Raw genomic sequence first — 20,790 nt, forward strand, 5'->3', positions numbered from 1 at the left:
ATCCAGAGGTCCTTTCAGAATCGATTTCCGCACACCACACAAGAGTCCCTTTGTACTCATGTGCGATTCCCCTGCCCTTGTGGGGGAGATGTCCGGCAGGACAGAGGGGGGCGCCAGGTAACGAGGCGCTCATCGGTTGCGCGTATCAAACCTGCGTCTCCAGAAACTCGTCCTCATACGGGAAGCGCGACAGAAGCTCTGTACCGGTGTCGGTGATCAGGATCTCATCCTCCAACTTGACGCCCTCGCGGCCGCCCTTCTCGCCGATGTAGCTTTCCACGCTCACCACCATGCCTGGCACGATATGGCCGTCGCGGCCATAGGTTTCGTAGTCCATGGCATGCGCGATGAACGGTGTTTCGCCATGCATGCCGACGCCGTGCATGACCGAGGTGTAGCGCTGGTCGACGAAACGGTCCGGGATCTTCCAGGCTTTCTCGGCGATTTCGCGGAACGCCATGCCGGGTTTGACGATCGAAATGTTGTGCTGAACCTGGTCGTGCGCCATGCGGTAGAGCGACTTCTGGTAGGGCGTCGGCTTGCCCGGCCCGCAGCGGAAGGTGCGGGAAAAATCGGAATAATAGCCGTAGCAGCCGATCGTGTCGGTATCGAGCGCCAGCAACTCGCCGGGCCGGATCTTGCGGCCGCTGGCCTCGTTGAACCACGGGTTGGTGCGCTGGCCGGAGGTCAGCAGCCGGGTCTCGATGAACTCGCCGCCCTGGCGGATGACCTCGCCATACATGATGGCGAACAAATCGTTTTCGGAGACGCCGGGCTTGATTGCCTCGCGCACCGCATAGACGGCGGCCTCGGCACCGGCCATCGACACCTGCAGGCATTTGACTTCCTCAGGCGTCTTGACGGCGCGCACCGCCAGGATTTCGCCCTGGCAATCGCGGACCTCGCAGCCGCGCTTTTCCAGGGCCAGCGCCTGCAGATGGCTGCAGCGGTCGAGGCCGAGCTTCATCGAGCCGCCGCCATGCTGCCTCAGGAGCTCGGCAATCTCGTCGGCGAACGGGCCGGCGGTCTCGTCGTCGCGGCCCGACACCGACGACCACACGAGCTTGGAAGGGCGCGCCTCGTCGATCGTGTCGAGCACCATCGAGACATGGTAGCTCTGCGGGTATTCGAACAGCACGATCGGCCCGTCGGTGGGGATGAAGAAATAGCGGGTCGAATTGCGCAGGAAATAGCCGAACATGTTGCGCGAGCCGGTGGCGTAGCGCTGGTTGTAAGGATCGAACAGCACCACGCCGCCATAGCCGGCCTCGCGCATCCAGCCGCGCAGCTTGGCCAGCCGGCCTTTTCGCAAAGCATCGGCATCGATGAAGGACGGTTCGGTGTCCGACAGCCACATGCCGCCGGCTGGATCGGCCGCCGCCGGGTGGCGCATGCGGTCCTTGAAGTCCACGTCCTCGGTGCTGTCGGGGTCGAATACGACGATGCTCATGGGGTACGACCTTGGCTGAGTTGCGAGGGTTGACCATGAGGCAAGAGGGGCAAGGGGATTGTGCGGAAAACCGCGTGTGTTGTGCGGGATGCCGCAGGAGCCTGCAACCTATGGCGTTGCCCCCTCACCCAGCCTCCGCTTCGCTCGGCTGACCTCTCCCCGAGGGGAGAGGAGACTTGCAGCGTCGGCGCCAGTCTCTTCTCCCCAGCGGGGAGAAGGTGGCCCGAAGGGCCGGATGAGGGGGTCTACCCTCATAAAGCGCCACCCCTAATGCCTTCTCGCCAATTTCGGCGGGTGCCCGTGCTCCTCCCGAAAAGCCCGGGCAAAGCTCGACATCGAGGCAAAGCCGCAGGCCAGCGCCACGTCGCGTACGGCGAGCGTCGAGTGCGCCAGGAGGTCGGCGGCGCGCTTCAGCCGCAAGCGCCGGTAGTAGCCATTGGGCGAAATGGCGAGTTCGGAGCGAAAGCTGCGCTCGAGCTTGTCGGAGGAGACGCCGAGCTTCGCGGTCAGCTCGGCCATGCCGAGCCGCTCTTCGACCGCGTCCTCCATGATGGCGATGGCCGACAGCACCAACTCGTTGCGGACGCCGGTGCGCAGCCGCAGCGGCATCATCTTGCGGTCGATGCTGGATCGCAGCTGGCTGTGCACGAACCATTCGGCGACACCAGCGGCAAGTTCGGCGCCGTAGTCGCGGGTGATGATCTCCAGCATCATGTCGAGGCTGCCGACGCCGCCGGCCGAGGTAAAACGCTTGCGGTCGATGACGTAGAGGTCGCGCCGGAGCTCGATGTTGGGAAATGCCTCGGTGAAGGCGGCCTGGCTGGTCCAGTGAAGCGTGCAGGCGTGGCCGTCGAGCAGGCCGGCCCGCGCCAGGAAGAATGCCGCATCCGCCACCGCGCCGATATGGGCGCCGTTGCGCAGGCTCTTGCGGATCCAGCTCGCGGCGTCCTCGGCGACGAGGTGATCGGCATCGCCGCCCGAGCAGACGACGATGCGGTCGACCTTGGGCGCGTCCTCGGCATAAAAACCGGGCTGGATGACGACGCCGTTCGAAGCCTCGACCGGGCCTTGGGTGGCCCCGACGATGATCCAGCGATAGCACTGCCGCTTCGCCAGCACATTGGCGGCGCGCAGCGGCTCGATGACCGAGCTGAACGCCATCATCGGAAAGCCGGGGAAGACCAGCACGGCGAAGGTGAGGGGTGTTTCGGTCGGTTTGGGTGGAGCGTGCGTGGCCATGGGGCGCTACACTTCGGGCAGATGCGGGTCGGGGTCAACGGCAATTGGCGAACGATGCCGGAAGCGCCGTTTGCTTTGACTGCCGCCGCTGCGAAGAGGTCTGTCAAATGTCGGCGGGCCAGCACCCCCCTCTGGCCTGCCGGCCATCTCCCCCGCAAGGAGGGAGATTGGCAGTTTCAATGTCGCCGCTCGTCTTGCAACGTTAGGGGGAGATGTCCGGCTGGACAGAGGGGGTGTGAAGGATCGCTACAGAAACAAGTTTACCCTGCGCCGTAGCATCTTCCTCGCCGCGACATCAGGCCGCTAACCCCTGAGCGCCTGATCCAGATCCGCGATCAGATCATCGCCATCCTCGATGCCCGCCGACAGCCGCACCAGCGAATCCGAAATGCCGATCTCGTCGCGCTTCTCGGCGGGGATCGAGCCGTGCGTCATCAGCGCCGGGTGCTCGATCAGGCTCTCCACCCCGCCGAGGCTTTCGGCCAGGGTGAACAGTTGCGTGCGTTCGAGGAACCTTTTGGTGCCGGCGAGGTCGCGATCCAGCACGGCTGATATCATGCCGCCGAAGGCATGCATCTGCCTGACAGCGATCTCATGCTGCGGGTGGCTGGCGAGGCCGGGATAGATGACGCGGCGCACGTCGCGGCGCGCTTCCAGCCATTGCGCGATCTTGAGGCCGTTCGAGGAATGGCGCTCCATCCTGAGCGCCAGCGTCTTCAGGCCGCGCAGCGCCAGAAAGCTGTCGAACGGGCCTGAAATGGCGCCGATGGCGTTCTGCAGGAATTTCAGCTGGGTGGCCAAATCCTTGTTGTCGCCGACGACGGCGACGCCGCCGACCATGTCGGAATGGCCGTTGAGATATTTCGTCGTAGAGTGGACCACGATGTCGATGCCGAGTTCGAGCGGCCGCTGAATATAGGGGCTGCAAAACGTGTTGTCGGCGACCGTGAGAACCCCCTTGCGTTTGGCAAGGGCGGCGACACCTTCGAGATCGACGATGCGCAGCAGCGGGTTGGTCGGCGTCTCGACCCAGAGCATTCTTGTTTCGGGGCGGATCGCGGCTTCCACCGCGGCGAGGTCGGTGAAATCGACGAAGCTGACCTGCAGATTGGCCGAGCGTTTGCGCACCCGCTCCATCAGGCGGAAGGAGCCACCATAGATGTCGTCGGTGGCGACGATATGGGCGCCGGAATCGAGCAGCTCCAACACGGTGGCGATCGCCGCCAGTCCCGAAGCAAAGGCGAAGGCGGCCGAGCCGCTTTCGAGATCGGCCACGGCCCGCTCGAAGGCAAAGCGCGTCGGGTTCTGGCTGCGGGCATATTCGAAGCCCTTGTGAACGCCGGGCGACTGCTGGCCATAGGTCGAGGTGGCATAGATCGGCACCATCACCGCGCCGGTCAGCGGATCGTGGCTCTGGCCGCCATGGATGGTGCGCGTCGAAAAGGCGAGGCGGTTCTTGCCCGATGAAGATGGGCCCGCTGAAGATGGGCCGGATATGCTGCTGGTCATCGTGCGCGCCTCAGATGGTTGATCAGGTCGATGCGGGTTATCAGGCCGATGAACTCGTCGCCGTCGAAGATGATGGCGACCTCGTTGCGGTCGAATACCGGCAACAGCGCATCCAGCGTCTGGCTGGCCTGCAGCGTGTGCAAATTGGAGGTCATCGCCGTGCGCACCGGACCGTTGAAGCGCTCCCAGCGGCCGTCATAGGGGCCGTCGACCTTGGCAAGGATGTCACTTTCGTCGACGATGCCGACGAGCTTGCCATTGTCGAGCACCGGTAGCTGCGACACATCGGAGCGACGCATGCGGCCATAGGCGTTGAGCAGGCTTTCGTCCGGGCCGACATAGACGGTGTCGCCGGTGCGGTGCGAGCGCATCACCAGGTCGCGCAGATCGCCATGCTGCTCGTGCTCGGCCAGGCCCTGCTCGGCCAGCCAGAAATCGTCGAACACTTTCGACAAATATTTGTTGCCGCTGTCGCAGACGAAGGTGACGACCCGCTTGGCAGAGGTCTGCTCGCGGCAATAGCGCAGGGCCGCCGACAGCAGCGTGCCTGAGGATGAGCCGGCCAGGATGCCTTCCTTGGACAGGAGGTCGCGAACGGCCAGCATGCTCTGCTTGTCGGGAATGGAGTACGCCTTTTTCACCAGCGACAAATCGGCATTGGGCGGGACGAAATCCTCGCCGATGCCTTCCACGGTCCAGCTGCCGGCCGCTTCCATCTTGCCGGTTTTGATCAGCGGCGCCAGCACAGAGCCTACCGGATCGGCCAGCACCATCTCGGTCTTCGGCGAGACCTCGGCGAAGTAGCGGCCGAGCCCGGTCAGCGTGCCGCCCGAGCCGACGCCGACCACCACCGCGTCGACGTCGCCATCGAGCTGCGAAAAAATCTCCGGGCCGGTGGTGGTTTCATGCGCCAGCGGGTTGGCCGGGTTGGCGAACTGGTTGGCATAGAAGGCGCCGGGCACTTCCGCCGCGATCTTCTCGGCCATGTCCTGATAATATTCGGGATGCCCCTTGCCGACATCCGAGCGCGTCATGCGCACCTCGGCGCCGAGCGCGCGCAGATGCTGGATTTTCTCGCGCGACATCTTGTCGGGCACCACCAGCACGATGCGGTAGCCTTTGGGGATGCCGACCTGGGCAAGGCCGAGGCCGGTATTGCCGGCGGTCGCCTCGACGATGGTACCGCCGCGCCGGAGCTTGCCCTCTCTCTCGGCGGCGGCGATCATCGACAGCGCGATGCGGTCCTTGATCGAGCCGCCGGGATTCTGGCTTTCGAGCTTGATGAACAGCCGGCATTTGCCGGTGTCGAACTTGGTCAGTTCGACAACCGGCGTCTGGCCGATCAAGTCGAGAACCGACTTATAGGGCGGACGCAGGCGCGACAACGCGTCGGCTGCGGCGATCTTGTGCTCGCTCATATCGATGCTCCATGACCAAGCGACCGCCTCGGGGCAGAGCGGTAGCGTGTCCTCTTTTCCAGCCCTTTGCTCTCGGAAAGAAGATAGATCGTGCCAATCAACCCGCCAGATGCGGAATGAAATTCCGGGTTGTGGCATGGTTAGTGGGGCACGCCCCCCTCTGGCCTGCCGGCCATCTCCCCCTCAAGTGGGGAGATTGGCTGTCACCACGGCTTTCGCCAATATTTGACGTTGGAGCGGGCGAGGCGTTGAAACTGCCGATCTCCCCACTTGAGGGGGAGATGTCCGGCAGGACAGAGGGGGGCGCCGTAGAGCGCCGATCTCAGCCCAACAGCTGCTTGCTCAGCCTCGCACACTGGACGCGGATATCCGGAATGGCGTCGATCTCGAAGAAGGTTCCGCGGGTCAGCGGGCCGACGGCGAGGATCTTGTCGGACACGCTGCCGTCGCCGGCGATGATCTCGCAATTGGCCGACACGTCAAGGCCGATGCGCAGCGGGTCAGGCCGTGCCAGGCCGCGATCGACCAGCGAGCGCACGACGCTGTTCGACGAGGTCGAGATGTCCCTGACGATACCAGAGCAATCGTAGAGGCGGGCGACCTCGAACGCCTCGAGGCGCTGGGTGTGGCGCGACTGGATCTGGACGGTGAATTCGCCATTCTTGGCGATGTCCACGACGCGGCCGGCGACCAGGCGGATGCGGCCGGATTGCACGGCCTGCGTCACCTGCGCATAGACCTCGGGCGCCATGCGATGGCGATGGATGTCCCACCAGGCCTTGGTATGCTCGACAAAGCGGCGCTTGGCGGAAGCCGGCCAGTTCTGCCAGATCTTCTGGTTGAACGGCCGCAGGCCGTCGACGACGTCGCGCCAGTCGATCCCGGCCTTCTGGTTTTCCCTGATCAGGTCGCGGAACCAGCCGACGAAGTAGGACAATTGGGTGCCGAGCGGAATGTCGGCAACGTCGAGCTTGATCGGATTGCCCTTGCGATGCGGCGAGGGCAGCAGGCCGCGCCTGGACACCGCGATGATGTCGCCGCGGTGGCCGCGCTGCTCCAGCGCCAGGAACGCGTCGACCATGCTGAGGCCGGTGCCAAGCACCATGACGCTCCTGTCGGGGGCAAGTGCGGTATCGGGTTCCGAGCCCATCCTGATGGCATGTCCTTGCGCCGGCTCCTCGTCATGGCCGGTGGCCAGCACGGCCAGATGCGCAACGACGCTGGTGCCATTGGCCAGCGCGACCTCGACACCGGAAGCGGTGGGCGTGATCGACAGGCTTTCCTCGTGGATCAGACGCAGGCGGCCGCTCTGCTTTTCGCGCGCCTCCAGATCGTCGAGCAACTCGCCGAGATAACGGGCATAGATGCTGCGCGGCGCGTAGACCGGCGCCTGGTCCGGTCTTGCCAGGCCGCGCTCCAGCAGCCAGCGCCAGAAATTGCCGGGATCGTCGGCATAGGCGCTCATGCCGGCGGCGCTGACATTGAGCACATGCGCCGACAGCAGCGTCGAATAGGCGATGCCCTGGCCGAAATGCGGGCGCTTTTCGATCAGCGTGACGCGCAGGTCGGGATTAGGCGATTTCAGCAGATGCGCGGCCAGCACGACGCCACTGGCGCCGCCGCCGACGATGATGATCGAGTTGGCGCGCCCGGTCATAAGCATGCCCGCAATGTGCGCGGCGCCAGTGTCAGGCCTGGACCTTCACGCCGACTGCCAGGTCCACTTCGCTCGCGACCGGAAGGTCGTCGAGGGCGATGTCGCGCATTTCGGCGAGGCTGCGCTGATCGAGCACCTCGGCGATCGCCTGCCGGACCTCGAGCATCAGATGTCGGACTTGGCATGTCGCCTCGTTGCAATCTTCACAGCGCTGGTACTGGGTGCGGCTGGCGCAAGGAATAGGCGCCAACGGCCCATCAAGGACGCGCACGACATGGCCGACCTTGATCTCGTCGGCGGGGCGCGCCAGGCGGTAGCCGCCATCCTTGCCCTTGCGACTCTGGACGAAGCCGGCATTGCGCAGCTCGCCCAGGATGGCGTCGAGAAACTTCTTCGGGATGTTGTTGCCGGTGGCGATGTCGTTGACGAAGGCGAGCTGTCCGGCCGGCAATCGCGCGAGGTGGACGAGCGCCTTGAGGCCGTACTTACCCTTTTTGGTGAGCATGAAATCAAAATTTCTCTGTCATGCGACGGCATGGAACCGTCGGTTGCGCAACGCCCGGCACGCGTCCCCGCCGCGTCCAGACTGCCATGACACATAAATTCTAGTGACATGATGTACAAGCCGAGAAATGTTGATTTTGCTTCGTTTTCAAGCCGCTGCGGCCGTTTTAGCCTTACTTTGTGCCCTCGAAAGCACAAAAATGCCCTTTGAGAGCAGCGGGATAGCAAATGGTCCTCCAGGGCCGGATGTGGTCGGCATCGGCTGACGCGACGGCGAAAGTCGATTCACACCGCTGACGATCATGGTGACGTGGTGGTCGCTCATCGCCGAATCCAACCCTCTCATGTCGATAAGAATACTATACTTAGCCTCGAACTCGCGGAACATGTTTTCGAATCCGTGGCTGTTTGGGGTATGGATTTGCCTGATGTGGATTGATGGGGGAATTTAGGTTCGTGATCGGCGGCGCAGAATTGAGAGGCTGTCCCGCCGGCATTAAAAAGGTTCGCCCTGTCGCGACGCCTGATGTTTGCCCGCGGCAGCCGCCCTATCCGCCTCGCCATCGCGTCACCGACAACTTTTTTCTAACAAGCCCGCCTTGGTTGGAAGGATTTAACTCTACAACAACGATAGAATTAGCTGACTATCATGGGGCATTCCGGTTTTTCTCTTTTCAGGAGCCCTTCATGTCCACCATTTCGCGACGCATTGTTCTGCTCTCGTCGGCAGCACTTGCCGGTGCCGCCTTCCTCGGCCCGACCCTTGCCGACGACCTCAAGATCACCATCGGCTATCAGACAGTGGTTGAACCCTCGAAGGTGCCGCAGGCCGACGGCGCCTATGAAAAGGCGACCAGGGCCACCATCGACTGGCGCAAGTTCGATTCCGGCGCCGATGTCATCGCCGCGGTCGCATCCGGCTCAGTCGATATCGGCTATGTCGGCTCGAGCCCCCTGGCGGCGGCGGCAAGCCGCGAGCTGCCTATCCAGACCATCTTCGTCGTCGGCCTGATCGGGCAATCCGAGGCGCTGGTGGCGCGCAACGGCGCCGGCATCGAGAAGGTCGCCGACCTTGCCGGCAAGAAAGTCGCCGTGCCGTTCGTCTCGACGACGCATTACAGCCTGCTCGCGGCGCTGAAGCATGAGGGCGTCGATCCGAAGTCGGTCGAGATCCTCAATCTCAGGCCACCGGAAATCGCGGCGGCCTTTTCGCGCGGCGACATCGACGCGGCCTATGTCTGGGATCCGGCGCTCGGCCAGATCAAGACCAGCGGCAAGGTGGTACTGGATTCCTCGCAGGTCGCGGCCTGGGGCGCGCCGACCTTCGACGCCTGGATTGTGCGCACCGACTTTGCCGCAAAGAACCCCGAGGCCGTGCGCGACTTCGTCAAGGTGACGGGTGCGGCCTATGCCGAATTCCTCGCCAAGCCGGACGCCTGGTCGGTGTCGTCGCCGCAGGCGGCCGCGATCGCCAAGCTCACCGGCGCCAAGCTGGAAGAGGTGCCGCAGTTGCTCAAGGGCTATGTCTTCCCGACGCTGGAAGAGCAGGCTTCGGACAAATTCCTCGGCGGCGGAACGGTCAAGGCGATCGAAGCCGCGTCTGCCTTCCTCAAGGAGCAAGGCAAGATCGACGCCGTGCTGCCGGACTATTCGAAATACGTGTCGTCGAAATACGTCACCGAAGCGCTGGCCTCGAACTGAGCGCCTGACGCCAAACGAACGCGCGCGGATCCTCTTCCCTGACTCCGCGCGCTGACTGCCCCGGAACCGCCGACGAGGAGCGGCTCCGGGGCAGTTGAGTTTCCTTCAAATCTGCGAGGCAGCCATGCCGCATCTCGTGCTCGACCCCCATCTCGCACTGGACAAGGTCTCGATCCACTATGACGGCCAGGCAGCACCTGCCGTCGAGCGGGTTTCGATCGATGTCGCCAAGGGCGACTTCGTCGTGCTTGTCGGCCGCTCCGGCTGCGGCAAGACCTCGTTGCTCAATGTCGCCGCCGGCCTTGTCGCGCCGGCGCGTGGGCGTGCTACCATCAACGGCAAGCCGATCACAGCACCGGGCTCGGACCGGGCGGTGGTGTTCCAGAACGATGCGCTGTTTCCGTGGCTGACCGCGCGCGAAAACGTTGCCTTCGCGCTGCGGCTGCGTGGCATCAGGCCAGCCGAACGGGCGCGCCGCGCTGATGAATTGCTTGAGCTGGTGAAGCTTACCGATGCCGGCGACAAGCACATCTGGGAGCTTTCCGGCGGCATGCGCCAGCGCGTCGGCCTGGCGCGCGCCTTGGCCGCCGAACCTGAATTCCTGCTGCTCGACGAACCGCTCGGCTCCCTCGATGCGCTGACGCGCGAACGCATGCAGACGACGCTGCTCGATCTGTGGACGGCAAGCGATGTCGGCGTGCTGATGGTGACGCACGGCATCGAGGAAGCGCTGGTGCTCGCCACCCGCATCGTCGTGCTCGCGCCCGGGCCGGGCCGCGTGGTGCGGAGCTTCGAGCCCGGTTTCTCCAGGCGCTACGCGTCTGGCGAAACCATTCGCACCATCAAGGCCGATCCGGCTTTTGCCGCGGCTCGAGGCGAACTGACCGATGCGATCTTCGAAGGAGAGGCGGCATGACCGTTTCTTCCTACACGGAACGGCCGGCACACAAGATCGACGAGGCCGACGGCCTTTCGGTGCCGTGGTCGCGGCCAAGGCCGAAGCGCCATGGCATTTCCGCCCGCGCGGTCAGCGCTGTGACCATCCTGGTGGTGCTGGCGGTGTGGGCGCTGTCGGCCCGCCTGCAACTGGTATCGCCTGTGTTCCTGCCGTCGCCCGTGGCCGTATGGAACAAGTTCATCGTCGTCGCCCGCGACGGCTTCGTCGATGCAACGCTGCTCCAGCATGTCGTCGCCAGCCTGGGTCGGGTCTTTGCCGCGCTGGTCGCCGCCATTGTCGTCGGCGTGCCGGTTGGTCTCGCCATCGGCATCAGTACCATTGGGCGCGGCATCTTCGATCCGCTGCTGGAATTCCTGCGGCCGATCCCGCCGCTTGCCTATCTGCCGCTGGTCATCATCTGGTTCGGCATTGGCGAGCCGTCGAAGATCCTGGTCATCGCCATCGCTATGCTGGCACCTATCGCGCTGTCGACCGCCTCGGGCGTTCGCGGCGTCTCGCAGGAGCGCATCAACGCGGCGCGCTCGCTTGGCGCGACACGAGGACAGGCGGTCCGCCACGTCATCCTGCCCAGCGCGCTGCCCGCGATCCTGACCGGACTGCGCATCGCGCTAGGCGCCGGCTGGTCGACGCTGGTCGCCGCCGAACTGGTCGCGGCGACGCGCGGCCTCGGCTTCATGATCCAGTCTGCCGCCCAGTTCCTCGTCACCGACGTGGTGGTGATGGGCATATTGGTGATCGCGGCCATCGCCTTCGTGCTCGAATTCACCATCCGCAGGATCGAGCGCGTGCTTGTCCCGTGGGCGGGACGGGAGTGACTGGAACCGGAAGAGCAGGAGAGAGTGATGACGCATTCCACCATCGTGCTGTTCGCCCAGGTCCGCAACCGGCTTCTCGCCTTGACCGGGGACAAACCGTCGCTTGAAAATGAACCCAGGTCGCCAGCGCCTGTGCGCTGGGATGCCGAGCCCGACCGGCTGCCGCCGCGCGACGAGAGTTTTTACTGGGCCTGGCAATACTGGTCGCAGTGAGGGGGCGGGGCACCAACGCAAGCGATGGAGATGAGCGGCGACCCTTCGCGCCCCCCTCTGCCCTGCCGGGCATCTCCCCCTCAAGGGGGGAGATTAGCAGCTTCAGCCTCGCTGCCTTCTTTCGATGATGGAGATTGGCGAAAGCAGTGATGACGGCCAATCTCCCCACTAGAGGGGGAGATGTCCGGCAGGACAGAGGGGGGCGCCACAGATCGCCAGCGCTGGTTCTGCAGCTCACCCCCGCGACCGGTTCGCCCAGACCAGCCCCACCAGCCCGACCAGCATGGTGACGAGGCCGACATAGAGCCATTGCGATTGGCCGGTCATGAAGCTGCCGCCGATTGCGCCGATGCCTTGCAGTGCCCACAGCGCGCCGATGGCAAGCACAATCAACGCCAGCAGATTTTTGGCTAGTCTCATTGCCCGGATCTCCCTTTTGAAGTCGATCGAATGCGCCGCTACGGCCGCGATGACAGAGCCAAAGGAAGTGGCCCGATCGCTTCAACTTCTACTTGGATATTTATATTCGATCTTGTCAAACAAATCCCGGATACTGGCACGTACATCATCAGGAATTGATCATCTCGCGCCGGAAAATCCCTGACAGACTGTTACCCAGCGACTCCAAACGTGTGATCTCGCCACGGAACCGACAGATGATTGCCGCATTTCCTGCCTTATTTGGCTCCTAACGGCTGGGGTCTGTGAGAAACGGAGCCATCCCCCAAATATGAAGAACTCGAAACAGACCGCGCTTGTCGCGGTAACGATCGTTGCTGGCCTGTTGGTCGGCGCGTCTTCGGCAACCGCCGCGGCACAGTGCGGCCGCGCCTCCTGGTACGCCCTGCACTCGAAGACCGCCTCGGGAGAGCGGATGAACCCGTCGGCAATGACCGCCGCGCACCGCACTTTGCCCTTCGGCACCAAGCTCAGGGTCACCAACAAGAACAACGGCCGCAGCGTCATCGTGCGCATCAACGATCGCGGACCGTTCATCAGAGGTCGCGTGCTCGACCTGTCGAAGGGTGCGGCCGGCGAACTTGGCTTCATCGGCTCCGGTCATACCGCCGTGTGCATGGCGCGCGTCTGATCAGGCTCGGGTCCGACTCGGATCGGACCCGCTGATACCGGCGTCTTCGCAGCCGCACACTGAGCCGGCTCGCGCCGTTCAGGGCCGATTTTCAAAGCCTTGAACCAAAGAAGCATTCATCACGCCACGTGACGTATTGCATCGCAGCAATTAGTTGTTAACTTCGCCACGGGACATTTAAGGCTCGGCGCTGCTCGTCGTTCCTTCGGTCGCAGCAGCAGCGGGGTTCTCGATGTTCTACCAGCTCTATGAAATGAACCACGCCGCCATGCAGCCGGCGCGCCTCTATGCCGATGCGGTGCGCCTGCTCTACACCAATCCGCTCAATCCGTTTTCCCACACGTCCTGGGGCCGTTCGGTCGCGGCGACCGCCGAATTGTTCGAGCGCACCACGCGTCGCTACGGCAAGCCGACCTTCGGCCTGGATCGGACCGTGGTCGACTGGAAGAGCGTCGATGTTAGCGAGAAGACGGTCTGGTCTCGGCCGTTCTGCAATCTCGTTCGCTTCGAACGCTCCGTTCCCGCCGGGCGCAAGCCCGATCCAAAGCTTCTTATCGTGGCGCCGATGTCGGGCCACTATGCGACACTGCTGCGCGGCACGGTGGAAGCCATGCTACCCCATGCCGACGTGCACATCACCGACTGGGTCGATGCCCGCATGGTGCCGCTGGCCGACGGCAGCTTCGATCTCGACGATTATATCGACTACATCATCGACATGCTGCATGCGCTGGGCCCCGACACGCATGTGATGGCGGTTTGCCAGCCCTCAGTGCCGGTGCTGGCCGCCGTGGCGCTGATGGAAACCAAGGGCGATCCTTTTGTTCCCTCGACGATGACCCTGATGGGCGGGCCGATCGACACCCGCCGCAATCCGACCGCGGTCAATCTGCTGGCGCAGGAAAAGGGCATCGACTGGTTCCGTGACAATGTCATAATGACCGCGCCTTGGCCGGTGCCGGCCTTCGGCCGCGAGGTCTATCCGGGCTTCCTGCAGCTGTCCGGCTTCATGAGCATGAATCTCGACCGCCACATCATCGCCCACAAGGACTTCTTCATGCACCTGGTGAAGCATGACGGCGACAACGCCGAGAAGCACCGCGACTTCTACGACGAATATCTGGCAGTCATGGACCTGACGGCGGAGTTCTACCTGCAGACCGTCGACACCGTCTTCGTGCGACAGGCCTTGCCCAAGGGCGAGATGACGCATCGCGGCACCAGGATCGACCCGTCTGATATCCGCAATGTCGCGCTGTTCACTGTCGAGGGCGAGAACGATGATATTTCCGGCCTTGGCCAGACCAAGGCGGCGCATGATTTGTGCCCCAACATCCCCGCTGAACGGCATGCCCACTATATGCAGCCGGCGGTCGGCCATTACGGCGTGTTCAACGGCTCGCGCTTCCGCTCCGAAATCGTGCCGCGCATCGTCGACTTCATCACCAGCTATGGCCGCCAGAACCGCGTTGCGGCGAAGCCGAAGCTGGTTCGTACCGCCAAAAGATAATCCATGTCGCACAAAGGCATGCCCATGGGCGTGACCCGAGGTCGCAGTGGTTTTGGGCCACGACATACATAAAACAAGGCTTGGAGGCGACCATTCGGGCGATTCGGCGGGCAAAAACCGCAGGCGATTCTGTTGCACAAGTGCCGCCGTCCAGCCCCTCGGGTAACCATGCCGACAATCCGACCGTCGTCGTAATTGACATGGACTGTAAATCCCCCTTAACCTTTCGTTAATAACAAAGGGTGAGCGGGGACAATGATTTCCTCATCAGTGGCGCGAAGGCTGCGCGTGTACGCGGCGGCCGGTCTGGCAGTAACGGGATGCTGGATGGCACCGGCTTTGGCGGCCGGAGCGATGGCGACCGGGGGCCTCACCTCGCAGCCGATCGGCCACTATGATTTCTGCAAGCTGCATCCGAGCGAATGCTCGATCCACCCGACCGATCTCGCGCCGGCCCCGATGACCGACGGGCTGATGCGCAAGCTTCTCAACGTCACCGCCAGGGTCAACGCTGCCGTCAAGCCGATGAGCGACATGGACATTTACGGCAAGGACGAGGTCTGGGCCTATCCTGACAAGGGCGTCGGCGATTGCGAAGACTACGTGCTGGAGAAGCGGCGCCAGCTTTCGCGCATGAGCATCTCGCTTGCCGATCTGCTGATCACCGTCGTGCGCAAGCCCGACGGCGAGGGCCACGCGGTGCTGACGGTGCGCACCGACATGGGCGACTACGTGCTCGACAATCTGACCGACAAGGTCAAGCCATGGGACGCGACCGGTTACCGCTTCCTCAAACGGCAGGCGATCGACAACACCGGCCGCTGGGTCTCGATCCGCGGTGGCCAGCAGGTGCTTGTCGGCGCGGTCCAGTAGCCGACAGTCGTGACGCAGCCTCCCCGCTTCGTCATCCTAGGGCGAAGCAAGGAGCGAAGCGAAGCGACGCAGACCCTAGGATACATGCCGTGAGGCCGATGAAGAACAAGCCGCGTAGAATAAAGGCTCTGTTCCGTAGCGATCCTTCCCAACCACCTGTATGAGCAAGGTTCCGCACTGCCGCGGCGCTCGTAACTCGCGGCATGTCCCTTGGGCTGCGGAGCAGCTCCAGGGGTCTGCGCGTCCGCTTCGCTCCCGCTCCGCCCGTGGATGACGAACGCGAGGGGGACCGCCAAGCAAATTATCACATCCCTCCGTGAACCATTCCGTCCCGGCCGACGACACACAGCCGTGAACCGAACCCAACCATGGAGACTTCAAATGACTGCCTTTCTGCGCAACACCTTTCTCGCCGCCATCGCCGTGTCGGGCCTGGCCGGATCCGCTTTGGCCGATCAGACCATTCCAGGCTGCGCCAACAGCAAACTCAATAACCTGTGGAGCGGCCGCTGTTGCGGCATCGGCACATCGGACTGCCTAGGCGGCGAAAAAGGTAACCACGAGCATCACGACAAAGGTGGCCGGGGAAACAATGGCGGCACGGCCGGCAAGAAATGATCTCAGACAGTTGCCCGCTGGCGGTTCGCCGGCGGGCACTCTTTGCGATCAGGCCGACGCCCGTCGCAAGATCCGGCTGAAACAGGTCACACCCGCCGGCCCAGCGCCGCGCGGATCGATGCGGTGATGCGGCGAAGCTCCGCTTCGTCGATTTTCTCGATGTTCTCGGCCAGCAGATTGGCCAGTTCGGTGGCGGCGGGGGAAAGACCGGATGTATCGAGCTTCACGCGCGGATGCGAGGCTTCGGCCAGCCGCGCCAGCTCCTCGGCGTCGTCCCAGATGACGTTGAAATAGCCGATGATCTTCTGGATCAGCGTCCAGGTCGGTGCACCGCGCCTGCCATGCTCGAGCGCCGACAGATAGGCGGCGCTGACGCCGATCGCCGCCGCCATGTCCTTCTGGCTGACGCCGCGTTCGCTTCTCAGCGCCCGTAGCTTCTCGCCGAACGGGGTCATGAACGCGCCCTCCGCAGTCGGATATAAAGCGCGCCCGAACCGCCATGGTTGCGGGCGGCGTGGTCGTGGCTGGAGACCAGCGGGCGGAAAGCAGGCGTCGACAGCCAGGCCGGCACGGCGCGCCGCAACACGCCGTCGCCGCCGGAGGATGATCCCTTGCCGGTGATCACCAGGACATAGCGGATGCCGCCGGCATGCGCCCGGTGCAGGAACGAAAACAGCAGCGAATAGGCCTCGTCCTGGGTCAGGCCGTGCAGATCGACGCGGCCCTCGATCGGCAGCCGGCCCTTCGACAGCTTGTCCAGCGTCGGCTCGTCGAGCGCATGCGCGACATGCTGGGTCTTCGGCTTTGCCGCGCCGGGCGGATTGGCAGCGGCCGGCGCCGCTTGCGCCAGTGTCGGCCTGGCCTCAGTGGCAATGTCGGGAATGTCTACGGCGATCCTGCCCTTCAGCGGTTTGGCCGTCCTCGCCACCAGGTTCCACAGAACGCGGTCGTCTTCGCTGAGTTTGTCCGGCCGGCGGATCATCGATTCGACCCCGAAACGAGCGCGCGCGGCACCAGCGCATAAAAATCCGCCGCATTGCGCACCACGCCCGCGATTTCGCCGGCCGCATCGCCCGAACCGGCGAACAGGTCACCGCGCGCGGGCCCGGTGATTGCCGAACCGGTGTCCTGCGCGATCATCAGGCGCCGGAACGGTCTTGCGTCGAACGCCGTGAGCGACGGTGCGTCGACATAGAACGGCGTGCCGAAAGTGTGCAGCAGGCGGTCGACGGCAATCGATCGTCCCGGCGTCAGCGGCACCTTGGCAGCGGCAATCGGACCAAGGGCAGCGTCATCGACATCGGCCTCGCGGAAGAAGATGTAGGAGCGGTTCCGCCACAGGATCTCGTCGACGCGACCCGGATGCGCCCTGAACCAGGCGCGGATCGACTGCATCGTCACCTCCGCCGGCGGGATTTCTCCCAGTTCGCTCAATAGCTTGCCGGGTCCGGTGAAGCGCTGGCCGGATTTGGCGGCATAGGTGACGCGGACAAGCCGGCCGTCGGTCATGTTCAGTCGGGCCGCGCCTTGCACATGAATGAAGAAGGCGTCGACCTTGCCGGCCAGCCAGGCGATTTCCAGGCCCCTGCCGTCAAGCGCCCCGCGCTCGATCTCGCCGCGATCGAAATACTCGACCGGCCCGTCCGGCGTCCGGCGGGCGAAGGCGAGGTAGGAATCCAGTCCGGGCGGCCGGTTGCTGTCGTCGATATCGACGAGATCGGCCGGACGGCTGAGCAATGGCACCGAAAATCGCCGGGTTCGCACCGGCGACGCTTCGACCACGGGCTCGTAAAAGCCGGTGACGAGGCCGGCGCCACCGTTCTGGGCGGGGATATGCATGGGCAAGAAATGGCGCTCGAAGAAAGCCCGGGCTTCCTTTCGATCCAGAAATGGCGACCGATTCGCCGGCGAAATGGTGCGAGCCTCGGCGTAGGCATTGGTGAAGGCATCAAAATTGATGCCGAGCGCACCGCTGCGATACGGTTTGGTCAGGACGTGAAAGGCCGAGCGGCGAAAGGCGGCGAAGGCCGCCAGATGGTCGTCATCGTTCCAGCCCGGGAGATCGGCAAAAGATTTTCCGACAAAGAGTGGCGCTAGCGACACCGGAGCCTCGCCGCGTGTTCCCTAGTCTTCTTCCTCGGTGGCGACGAGCTTCCAGTTGGGATCGCGCGAGCGGGTGTCGCGAGCGAAGGTCCAGACGTCCTTGACCTCGGCCACGGTTTCCGGGTCGCCGTCGATGACGGCGCCCGCCTTGTCGCGAGTCGCCGAAATCAATTCGCTGATGATGCGCAGCGTCACATGCGCCTCGCCGCCCTTCATCTCGGCCGAGACGATGTCGGCCTTGTCGATCCCGACGAAAGACGACTGGATCTTTTCCGCCTTGGCCTCGCGCTCGCCGATGGCAGAGACAAAGCCGTCAAAGACCTCGCGCGACAACAGGTTCTTCAGCGTTTTGCGGTCGCCGTCGGCATAGGCCATGACGATCATCTCATAGGCCATCTTGGCGCCGTCGACGAAACTCTTCGGCTCGAAGGACGGGTCGTTGTCCTTGATGGAGCGCAGACCTTTGTTCAAGTCGGTGTCGGGCTTGGCAAAGGCGTCGATCGCCGCATAGGTGTCGCCCGCGGGCTCGCCCGGCAGACGCCTGCGCGGCAGCGAGACGACGTTCTCGGATTTCTGGGCGGCATCCTTGTCGCCGCTGCGGGCCGCCGTATAGGGATCGAAGGGCGGCCGTTCGCTGCCGGTGCGACGGCCCAGCACATTGCGCAGCTGGAAAAAGATGACCACCGCCGCAATCAGGAAGAAAATCGTGCCGAAGTCGAAGAAACCCATATCTTCCGCCAATCAATCCCTGCCCTGTGGCCGGACCGTCAGGCCCAATGGCCGCGGTCGCATAGCGTTCAACATTCAAAGCATATAGAACGCAAGGCGCAATCATTCAAATCAAAGGCAGGCATACCTATCTAACGGCCTCAGTGCCAGCGGCGATTGCTCGCCGCCGAAACAATCGAACGGTCAAAACGATCTAAAAGGTTGCCAAGACTTGCGCATTTCATTCCTTCCGCTTTTTGTCCTGGCGCTTCCGCTGCTGGAAATCGCCGGCTTCGTCGTCGTCGGTCGCCAGGTCGGCGCTTTGGCGACGGTCGGCCTGGTGCTGGCGTCGAGCATTGCCGGCGCGCTGCTGCTCAGGCATCAGGGTTTCGGCGTCATGACGCGTATCCGCGCCGAAATGGACGCCGGCCGCGATCCGAGCCGGCAACTCGCGCATGGCGCCATGATCGTGCTGGCGGCGATCCTGTTGATCATCCCCGGCTTCATCACGGACATTATCGGCCTGCTGCTGTTCCTGCCGCCGGTCCGCGATCTCGCCTGGCGCGCGTTGAAAGGCCGCGTCGTGCTGGCCACCAGTTTCTCGACCGGCGGTTTCCGCGGCCGGCAGCGCGACAAGACCATCGACCTCGAGGATGGCGATTATTCGCGCGAAGACGACTTCAAGCGCGGACCGGACCACAACTCGCCCTGGCGCCGCCTCAAGGACGATTGAAGCCGCCCCTGGCGCCATCCCCGGAACGGAGAAGCAAGGCGGCAAACCTTGTCTTGTCATCCCTGCCATGGTAGCGAACGCCCGATTTCAATTCGGTCAGCGACGCTGCCCAGGCAAGAGGACGAAGGCTTATGGCCAGCAAAGATGACGCGCCGGTCGGCGCAGCCAACGGAAACGGCAATGCGGCGCAGCCGTCGCTCAACGTTCTGGCGCAGTATGTGAAGGACCTTTCCTTCGAGAGCCCCGGCGCGCCGAATTCGCTGCGCGGCCGCGACAAGGCGCCCGGCATCGCCATCAACGTCAACGTCAACGCCAACCCGCTCTCCGACAAGCAGTTCGACGTCAATTTGACGCTGAACGCCAAGGCCTCCTTCGACCAGGAAGTCCTGTTCAATGTCGAGCTGGTCTATGGCGGCGTGTTCGCCATCGCAGGCTTCCCTCAGGAACACATGCTGCCGATCCTGTTCATCGAATGCCCGCGCCTCCTGTTCCCCTTCGCTCGCCAGATCATCGCCGAGGCAACCCGCAATGGCGGCTTCCCGCCGCTGATGCTCGACCCGATCGACTTCGCGCAGATGTTCCAGCAGAAGCTGGCCGAGGATCAGGCCGCTTCCAAGGTCAAGGTGAGCTGAGGCCTGCCTGCCACCGATTGTGAAAAGCCCGGCCTCGCGCCGGGTTTTTTGTTGAAGGCTGGCGGGACAACCGAGGCGTCGGAGGGACAGCACCCCCCTCTGTCCTGCCGGACATCTCCCCCGCAAGGGGGGAGATTGGCAGCTTCAGCATCGGTGCTCACTTTACAACGTCAATGATTGGCGAAAGCAGAAGCGACATCCGATCTCCCCCCTTGCGGGGGAGATGTCCGGCAGGACAGAGGGGGGTGTGAAGGATCGCCGCGAACGGCATTGGTCCCGTCTTGCTTAGCCAGCCGCAACCTTCAGCCACAGCGCCTTCTCGCCCAACGTCGCGACCATGCCGGCGTGCGCGGCGCGCTCGGCTTCGGTCAGGCGGAGCGGCAAGGATGCCGGGCGCTGGCTGATGATGATCTCGATCTGGCGGACATTCTCGCGGCCTTGCGCCGGCGCGGTGGCGCTGTCGAGGATGAGGGCTGCCTGCTTGCCGCCGATCAGCTCGATATAGACCTCGGCCAGCAATTCGGAATCGAGCAGGGCGCCGTGCTTGGTACGCTTCGTGTTGTCGATGCCATAGCGCCGGCAGAGCGCGTCGAGCGAATTGGGGCCCATCGGGTGCTTGCGGCGCGCCAGCGCCAGCGTGTCGACGACAACACCGTTGTCGATGAGGGGATGACCGAGACGGCCGAATTCGACATTGAGGAAGCCGACATCGAAGGTGGCGTTGTGGGCGACCAGCTTGGCGCCTTCGGTGAAGTCCAGCCATTCCTGCGCAATCTCAGCGAAGGTCGGCTTGCCCGCGAGGTCCGCGGCGCTGATGCCGTGCACGGCCTGCGCCTCGGCGTGGATCGCACGTCCTTGCGGGTTGATATAGTGGTGGAAGGTCTTTCCGGTCGGAAAGCGGTTGACCAGCTCGACGCCGCCAAGCTCGATCACGCGGTCGTCGCGCGAATCGAGGCCGGTGGTTTCGGTGTCGAAAATAATCTCACGCATCGAATCAGTCGCTCCAAAGGAGCAGAATCGTGAGACCGGAACAAAATGGCAATGGGTATGCTGACGCGG

The 20,790-nt window shown here is 63.7% G+C and carries 23 protein-coding genes; 10 read left to right on the forward strand and 13 right to left on the reverse strand.

The genetic code is table 11. The features are described from left to right. Positions 1 to 145: 145 nt before the first annotated feature. The 7 genes from NKJ01_RS30865 to NKJ01_RS30895 form a co-directional block, all read right to left on the reverse strand. Positions 146 to 1,450, reverse strand: coding sequence for a M24 family metallopeptidase (locus tag NKJ01_RS30865; RefSeq protein ID WP_352733961.1), 1,305 nt, complete (start codon positions 1,448 to 1,450; stop codon positions 146 to 148). A gap of 267 nt (positions 1,451 to 1,717) precedes the next feature. Continuing rightward, positions 1,718 to 2,689: a GlxA family transcriptional regulator gene (locus NKJ01_RS30870; RefSeq protein ID WP_352733963.1), complete on the reverse strand. Its 972-nt coding sequence runs from the start codon at positions 2,687 to 2,689 to the stop codon at positions 1,718 to 1,720. Positions 2,690 to 2,992: 303 nt separating this feature from the next. Then, the gene (locus tag NKJ01_RS30875; protein WP_352733965.1) at positions 2,993 to 4,198 is read right to left on the reverse strand and encodes a trans-sulfuration enzyme family protein; all 1,206 of its coding nucleotides are present in this window, start codon (positions 4,196 to 4,198) and stop codon (positions 2,993 to 2,995) included. Further along, on the reverse strand, positions 4,195 to 5,616 hold the full coding sequence (locus NKJ01_RS30880; protein ID WP_352605904.1) for a pyridoxal-phosphate dependent enzyme: 1,422 nt from the start codon (positions 5,614 to 5,616) through the stop codon (positions 4,195 to 4,197). The genes NKJ01_RS30875 and NKJ01_RS30880 overlap by 4 nt, the downstream gene beginning before the upstream one ends. A gap of 322 nt (positions 5,617 to 5,938) precedes the next feature. Then, positions 5,939 to 7,273 (reverse strand): FAD/NAD(P)-binding protein, encoded by a 1,335-nt coding sequence (locus NKJ01_RS30885; RefSeq protein ID WP_352733967.1) that lies wholly within the window; start codon positions 7,271 to 7,273, stop codon positions 5,939 to 5,941. Between the two features lie 31 nt (positions 7,274 to 7,304). Further along, entirely contained in the window at positions 7,305 to 7,778 is a 474-nt protein-coding gene (locus NKJ01_RS30890; protein ID WP_023763085.1) for an RrF2 family transcriptional regulator, read from the reverse strand. A 147-nt stretch (positions 7,779 to 7,925) separates the two neighbouring features. Beyond that, positions 7,926 to 8,165 carry a hypothetical protein gene (locus NKJ01_RS30895; RefSeq protein WP_023763086.1) on the reverse strand — a complete coding sequence of 80 codons (240 nt, stop codon included), beginning with the start codon at positions 8,163 to 8,165 and terminating at the stop codon, positions 7,926 to 7,928. Positions 8,166 to 8,464: 299 nt separating this feature from the next. Here NKJ01_RS30895 and tauA point away from each other — a divergent pair, with 299 nt between their 5' ends. The 4 genes from tauA to NKJ01_RS30915 all read left to right on the forward strand — a co-directional run bounded on the left by tauA (position 8,465) and on the right by NKJ01_RS30915 (position 11,464). Further along, complete coding sequence (gene tauA, locus NKJ01_RS30900; protein WP_352733970.1) at positions 8,465 to 9,478, forward strand: taurine ABC transporter substrate-binding protein; 1,014 nt, start codon at positions 8,465 to 8,467, stop codon at positions 9,476 to 9,478. Between the two features lie 124 nt (positions 9,479 to 9,602). After that, complete coding sequence (locus tag NKJ01_RS30905; protein ID WP_352733972.1) at positions 9,603 to 10,394, forward strand: taurine ABC transporter ATP-binding protein; 792 nt, start codon at positions 9,603 to 9,605, stop codon at positions 10,392 to 10,394. Further along, positions 10,391 to 11,251 carry an ABC transporter permease subunit gene (locus tag NKJ01_RS30910; protein WP_023763089.1) on the forward strand — a complete coding sequence of 287 codons (861 nt, stop codon included), beginning with the start codon at positions 10,391 to 10,393 and terminating at the stop codon, positions 11,249 to 11,251. The genes NKJ01_RS30905 and NKJ01_RS30910 overlap by 4 nt, the downstream gene beginning before the upstream one ends. Before the next feature lie 27 nt (positions 11,252 to 11,278). After that, positions 11,279 to 11,464 (forward strand): hypothetical protein, encoded by a 186-nt coding sequence (locus NKJ01_RS30915; RefSeq protein WP_023763090.1) that lies wholly within the window; start codon positions 11,279 to 11,281, stop codon positions 11,462 to 11,464. Positions 11,465 to 11,698: 234 nt separating this feature from the next. Here NKJ01_RS30915 and NKJ01_RS30920 read toward each other — a convergent pair whose 3' ends face one another. After that, the gene (locus NKJ01_RS30920) at positions 11,699 to 11,884 is read right to left on the reverse strand and encodes a hypothetical protein (RefSeq protein WP_352733977.1); all 186 of its coding nucleotides are present in this window, start codon (positions 11,882 to 11,884) and stop codon (positions 11,699 to 11,701) included. Positions 11,885 to 12,194: 310 nt separating this feature from the next. On the opposite strand from NKJ01_RS30920, the gene NKJ01_RS30925 reads away from it, so the two are divergent. From NKJ01_RS30925 to NKJ01_RS30940, 4 genes are all read left to right on the forward strand, one after another. Next, positions 12,195 to 12,554 (forward strand): septal ring lytic transglycosylase RlpA family protein, encoded by a 360-nt coding sequence (locus tag NKJ01_RS30925; RefSeq protein WP_352733979.1) that lies wholly within the window; start codon positions 12,195 to 12,197, stop codon positions 12,552 to 12,554. A gap of 232 nt (positions 12,555 to 12,786) precedes the next feature. Beyond that, positions 12,787 to 14,064, forward strand: a complete 1,278-nt coding sequence (locus tag NKJ01_RS30930) for a polyhydroxyalkanoate depolymerase (RefSeq protein ID WP_352733981.1) — start codon at positions 12,787 to 12,789, stop codon at positions 14,062 to 14,064. A gap of 255 nt (positions 14,065 to 14,319) precedes the next feature. Then, positions 14,320 to 14,937, forward strand: coding sequence for a transglutaminase-like cysteine peptidase (locus NKJ01_RS30935; RefSeq protein ID WP_031261456.1), 618 nt, complete (start codon positions 14,320 to 14,322; stop codon positions 14,935 to 14,937). A 381-nt stretch (positions 14,938 to 15,318) separates the two neighbouring features. After that, positions 15,319 to 15,555, forward strand: coding sequence for a hypothetical protein (locus NKJ01_RS30940; protein WP_023763095.1), 237 nt, complete (start codon positions 15,319 to 15,321; stop codon positions 15,553 to 15,555). 86 nt (positions 15,556 to 15,641) lie between these two features. Here the strand turns inward: NKJ01_RS30940 and NKJ01_RS30945 are convergent, their stop codons facing one another. Genes NKJ01_RS30945 through NKJ01_RS30960 form a run of 4 tightly spaced genes read right to left on the reverse strand, consistent with a single transcriptional unit; the run spans position 15,642 to position 18,387 of the window. Continuing rightward, on the reverse strand, positions 15,642 to 16,010 hold the full coding sequence (locus NKJ01_RS30945) for a helix-turn-helix domain-containing protein (protein ID WP_352605888.1): 369 nt from the start codon (positions 16,008 to 16,010) through the stop codon (positions 15,642 to 15,644). Next, the gene (locus NKJ01_RS30950; protein WP_023763097.1) at positions 16,007 to 16,537 is read right to left on the reverse strand and encodes a Smr/MutS family protein; all 531 of its coding nucleotides are present in this window, start codon (positions 16,535 to 16,537) and stop codon (positions 16,007 to 16,009) included. Before NKJ01_RS30950 ends, NKJ01_RS30945 begins: the two co-directional genes overlap by 4 nt. Then, positions 16,534 to 17,658 (reverse strand): murein transglycosylase A, encoded by a 1,125-nt coding sequence (gene mltA / locus NKJ01_RS30955; protein WP_352733984.1) that lies wholly within the window; start codon positions 17,656 to 17,658, stop codon positions 16,534 to 16,536. The genes NKJ01_RS30950 and mltA overlap by 4 nt, the downstream gene beginning before the upstream one ends. Before the next feature lie 21 nt (positions 17,659 to 17,679). Further along, positions 17,680 to 18,387, reverse strand: coding sequence for a Tim44/TimA family putative adaptor protein (locus NKJ01_RS30960; protein ID WP_352733986.1), 708 nt, complete (start codon positions 18,385 to 18,387; stop codon positions 17,680 to 17,682). Positions 18,388 to 18,598: 211 nt separating this feature from the next. Here NKJ01_RS30960 and NKJ01_RS30965 point away from each other — a divergent pair, with 211 nt between their 5' ends. Beyond that, entirely contained in the window at positions 18,599 to 19,099 is a 501-nt protein-coding gene (locus NKJ01_RS30965) for an FxsA family protein (protein ID WP_023763100.1), read from the forward strand. A gap of 131 nt (positions 19,100 to 19,230) precedes the next feature. Then, positions 19,231 to 19,731: a protein-export chaperone SecB gene (gene secB / locus NKJ01_RS30970; protein WP_023763101.1), complete on the forward strand. Its 501-nt coding sequence runs from the start codon at positions 19,231 to 19,233 to the stop codon at positions 19,729 to 19,731. A 285-nt stretch (positions 19,732 to 20,016) separates the two neighbouring features. Here the strand turns inward: secB and dnaQ are convergent, their stop codons facing one another. Then, positions 20,017 to 20,721 carry a DNA polymerase III subunit epsilon gene (gene dnaQ, locus NKJ01_RS30975; protein WP_023763024.1) on the reverse strand — a complete coding sequence of 235 codons (705 nt, stop codon included), beginning with the start codon at positions 20,719 to 20,721 and terminating at the stop codon, positions 20,017 to 20,019. Positions 20,722 to 20,790 lie beyond the last annotated feature (69 nt).

This window comes from Mesorhizobium sp. M0276 (assembly GCF_040321755.1).
Classification (GTDB): Bacteria; Pseudomonadota; Alphaproteobacteria; order Rhizobiales; family Rhizobiaceae; genus Mesorhizobium.

Bases quoted from the DNA above. Each gene is read 5' to 3' on its own strand.
- NKJ01_RS30930 (WP_352733981.1), top strand. From the start codon at position 12,787: ATGTTCTACCAGCTCTATGAAATGAACCACGCCGCCATGCAGCCGGCG.
- NKJ01_RS30885 (WP_352733967.1), bottom strand. From the start codon at position 7,273: ATGACCGGGCGCGCCAACTCGATCATCATCGTCGGCGGCGGCGCCAGT.
- NKJ01_RS30945 (WP_352605888.1), bottom strand. From the start codon at position 16,010: ATGACCCCGTTCGGCGAGAAGCTACGGGCGCTGAGAAGCGAACGCGGC.
- secB (WP_023763101.1), top strand. From the start codon at position 19,231: ATGGCCAGCAAAGATGACGCGCCGGTCGGCGCAGCCAACGGAAACGGC.
- NKJ01_RS30960 (WP_352733986.1), bottom strand. From the start codon at position 18,387: ATGGGTTTCTTCGACTTCGGCACGATTTTCTTCCTGATTGCGGCGGTG.
- NKJ01_RS30910 (WP_023763089.1), top strand. From the start codon at position 10,391: ATGACCGTTTCTTCCTACACGGAACGGCCGGCACACAAGATCGACGAG.
- NKJ01_RS30915 (WP_023763090.1), top strand. From the start codon at position 11,279: ATGACGCATTCCACCATCGTGCTGTTCGCCCAGGTCCGCAACCGGCTT.
- NKJ01_RS30895 (WP_023763086.1), bottom strand. From the start codon at position 8,165: ATGTTCCGCGAGTTCGAGGCTAAGTATAGTATTCTTATCGACATGAGA.
- NKJ01_RS30880 (WP_352605904.1), bottom strand. From the start codon at position 5,616: ATGAGCGAGCACAAGATCGCCGCAGCCGACGCGTTGTCGCGCCTGCGT.
- NKJ01_RS30940 (WP_023763095.1), top strand. From the start codon at position 15,319: ATGACTGCCTTTCTGCGCAACACCTTTCTCGCCGCCATCGCCGTGTCG.
- NKJ01_RS30935 (WP_031261456.1), top strand. From the start codon at position 14,320: ATGATTTCCTCATCAGTGGCGCGAAGGCTGCGCGTGTACGCGGCGGCC.
- NKJ01_RS30870 (WP_352733963.1), bottom strand. From the start codon at position 2,689: ATGGCCACGCACGCTCCACCCAAACCGACCGAAACACCCCTCACCTTC.
- NKJ01_RS30905 (WP_352733972.1), top strand. From the start codon at position 9,603: ATGCCGCATCTCGTGCTCGACCCCCATCTCGCACTGGACAAGGTCTCG.
- NKJ01_RS30925 (WP_352733979.1), top strand. From the start codon at position 12,195: ATGAAGAACTCGAAACAGACCGCGCTTGTCGCGGTAACGATCGTTGCT.
- NKJ01_RS30890 (WP_023763085.1), bottom strand. From the start codon at position 7,778: ATGCTCACCAAAAAGGGTAAGTACGGCCTCAAGGCGCTCGTCCACCTC.
- NKJ01_RS30875 (WP_352733965.1), bottom strand. From the start codon at position 4,198: ATGACCAGCAGCATATCCGGCCCATCTTCAGCGGGCCCATCTTCATCG.
- NKJ01_RS30920 (WP_352733977.1), bottom strand. From the start codon at position 11,884: ATGAGACTAGCCAAAAATCTGCTGGCGTTGATTGTGCTTGCCATCGGC.
- NKJ01_RS30950 (WP_023763097.1), bottom strand. From the start codon at position 16,537: ATGATCCGCCGGCCGGACAAACTCAGCGAAGACGACCGCGTTCTGTGG.
- dnaQ (WP_023763024.1), bottom strand. From the start codon at position 20,721: ATGCGTGAGATTATTTTCGACACCGAAACCACCGGCCTCGATTCGCGC.
- NKJ01_RS30865 (WP_352733961.1), bottom strand. From the start codon at position 1,450: ATGAGCATCGTCGTATTCGACCCCGACAGCACCGAGGACGTGGACTTC.
- tauA (WP_352733970.1), top strand. From the start codon at position 8,465: ATGTCCACCATTTCGCGACGCATTGTTCTGCTCTCGTCGGCAGCACTT.